Origin of the sequence: Streptomyces sp. NPDC006872 (assembly GCF_040635845.1) — a bacterium.
GTDB lineage: Bacteria > Actinomycetota > Actinomycetes > Streptomycetales > Streptomycetaceae > Streptomyces.
Map to the genome: position 1 here is coordinate 1 of NZ_JBEYIL010000053.1, position 2879 is coordinate 2879.

Consider the following 2879-nt stretch of genomic DNA (forward strand, 5'->3'; position numbering starts at 1 on the left):
ACCCGCTGGAACAACTCCCAAAGCCCGTCCGGTACCAGGCGTTCGACCATCAACACACAACCAGGCTACCGGTAACCCCAAATGAGATGGCCTCTTAAAGGGCGATGGCGTCCACCACGTCATGCTTGGCATCGCCCGCCTGCACAATCTCACCCTCGCCGAGTGACCGAGAAGACGAGCAGGTCAGCCAGCACACCGTAGATCATTTACGGGACAAGACTACTTCAGGCCGTCGACCTGCCCGGCATCAGCCGCCGAAAGCGAAACGGTCCACCGACTCCACCGGCGGACCGTCAAGGAAGATCGAGGTTAATGAACCATATGGAATCCTCGTACGTTTAGTTCAATGTGGGGGCGAAGAGTCTCCTTACGGCACCCGCTTTATACCCCCCTGCATTCTGTTGGCCGATTGCGTCATGACGACAACGTTCCAGCAGCCGTAACCAATCAATCAATCATGGCTACGCCTTAGTGAATGGAGATGCACGGTTCATGAGTCACCAGGAATATGAAGATGTTCCGGCCTACGAACTGGGCAGGCGGGATAGGGAGTTGACCCCGGAGCAATCGCTGATGGTACAGGCTCAATTGGTTGATTTTCTGAATTCAGGGCACTTGAGTGCGGCTCGAATACTGGTACACCGATTCCAAGAACGCAGTGACCGATCGCAGGGGCAAGGTCATTATCCTGAGGCAACCAGCCTTGCGACATGGGCTAGGCGGCAGGTAGAGACATTCGCGGCTGAGGGGCTACTCGATCATCAGCAATATTCAGTACCAAAGGAACTCAATTTCGTCTGGATGGGGCGTCCGATGGAGCCCGCAGCAGTAGCAAATGTACTGGCTTGGACTCAGAGGGCGGAGGAAGCTGGGTGGCAAGTAAAGATGTGGACCGATACCAAATCTGGTCCGGGTGGGCAGCCGGTCAGTAGATGGGATCCGCAGGTTCAGGAGCGAATGAAGCGAGCAGGGGTAAGTTTCCACGAGATCACGGACGTATTGCCCCTGAAGCAGTCGACTCCTACCGAATCGTGGTTCAGTCGATTCCGAGGCATCAACAGAACCCCCCAGGACCCTTTGGAAGGTAATCCAGAAACGGCAAGGCTGCGCGACGTGTTTGCCAATGCGCGAACCACCTCAGGAGCATTTCCGGTCGCCTCAGATGTCGCCCGCTATGCGATCCTCAAAAGAGGTGGTGGTTACGCTGACGTAGACATTGACCCAGGACTGGTAGACCTGAAACAACCGATGGCGAAGATGGGGCGCGAAGACCTCCCCATTCTCGCACCAATGCTCCGGGACCGTCACAATTTGACGATAACCCGACAGGAGGCTGCCACTCACCTCGAGAAGCCAGTTGGCGAAGTCACCATGGAGGATGCGGCCTTGTACCGTTTCAAACGAGCCGAATACAACAATAACTTCATCATAGTTCCACCAGACGCAGAAATTATCTCACAGATCATCAAGCAGATCCCAGAGGAGGTAACCCACATGGGCGGTGCGGATCTAGCTGTTGCAGGGGCGTCGGCGACCGGACCATTGAGGGTGGCTCAGGCTCTGGCTGAGCACGTAAGAAGGTTCGACCTAGGAACCACGACAGCCGCCGAGGAAGGTGCCGCCCTTGACCCTACAGAGGTCGCGCGTTGGGCTAAAGCCAATTGGGTTACCGAGGAAAGTGATAACCAAGACTATGGAATGGGATCCTCACCATTCCATACTGTGGCACTATCGCATAATTTGCGTGATGAGTCGATAGTATCGCCTCATGGAGGACGGAAAACGAATAGCATTGCTAGCGCGGCGCATCATAGGATACCCGGCGTCGGATCAACGATCGGGAACCCTTCGACTGAGACCGCCCCTAAGTCTCCGGTCACCTCGACCGCCCATATCGTCGCTCCTGTAAAAAGGTCAGGTCAGGTAGTGTAACCAGCAAGGTGCCGATGGTCCCGGGCGCAGCCCTCGGAAGCGAGGCGGGATCTTCGAAAGAGGCGCACTTTTGCAGCAGGCTCTCGATCTGTGAACCGCTCGGGCTGATGGAGGCTCGATTCCCTGAAGGCGTCGAGTCATGGCACGTACGTCCCCTTACCCTTCCGGGCTTCGCAAACATTCGGTGGTCGCGGAGATTCGCCCGAACTATCCGACCGAATGGGTCGCGATGAAAGCGGTTGTCGCGAAGCTGGGCATCGGAGCAGCGGAGACGGTGCGGATCTGGGTCCGCAAAGCGCAGGTAGACGCAAGTCAGCAGCCTGGCACCCACCACCTCGGAGGAAGCCGCGGAGATCAAGCGGCTGAGGACGAGAACGCTGAACTACGGCGGGCCAACGAAATCTTGAGGGCGGCGTCGGCTTTCTTCACGGCCGAGCTGTACGCCACGAGGCGCGATGTTGATCGAGAGGTGGTGAAAGATCACTTCCGTCGGGCCGTCGTAGCGGCCTGATCGAAGCTTAGGGGCAGCCTGATCCGGGGAACGCCGGTGAGGGAGAAAAGCGGCCCCGACGACGGCAGTACGTGCCGGAACTGCCAGACAGCGCGGGCCCGTTCAGCTAGGTCAGAAGGTGTAGCGAGAGCGAACCAAAGGTGCACGCCCCGTACCGGTAGTTCGTTAAATCCGGCCGTATAGGTCAATGCCGTGTCCGGTGGTGACCGCGTCGAATCAGGGCCTGAAGGTCATGGGGTGGGGCCGTGTCCGTCCAGGCTCGCCACCACCGGTTGAGGGTGACGCGAGGGTGAGCCAGGAACGGATGCTCATGAGGCCCTGCGCAAGCAAGGCTGTCGGGTCTTAGAGGCCATCTCATTTGGGGTTACCGGTAGCCTGGTTGTGTGTTGATGGTCGAACGCCTGGTACCGGACGGGCTTTGGGAGTTGTTCCAGCG

At 58.0% G+C, this 2879-nt stretch carries 1 protein-coding gene and 1 pseudogene; both read left to right on the top strand.

Going from position 1 to position 2879, the window contains the following annotated elements; genetic code table 11:
* Positions 1–492: 492 nt before the first annotated feature.
* A complete protein-coding gene (locus ABZ725_RS52455) occupies positions 493–1932 on the top strand; it encodes a hypothetical protein (RefSeq protein ID WP_358809463.1) in 1440 nt (479 codons plus the stop codon).
* A 139-nt stretch (positions 1933–2071) separates the two neighbouring features.
* Positions 2072–2356 (top strand): annotated as a pseudogene (locus ABZ725_RS52460) (IS3 family transposase); the annotation flags it as partial.
* Between the last annotated feature and the right edge of the window lie 523 nt (positions 2357–2879).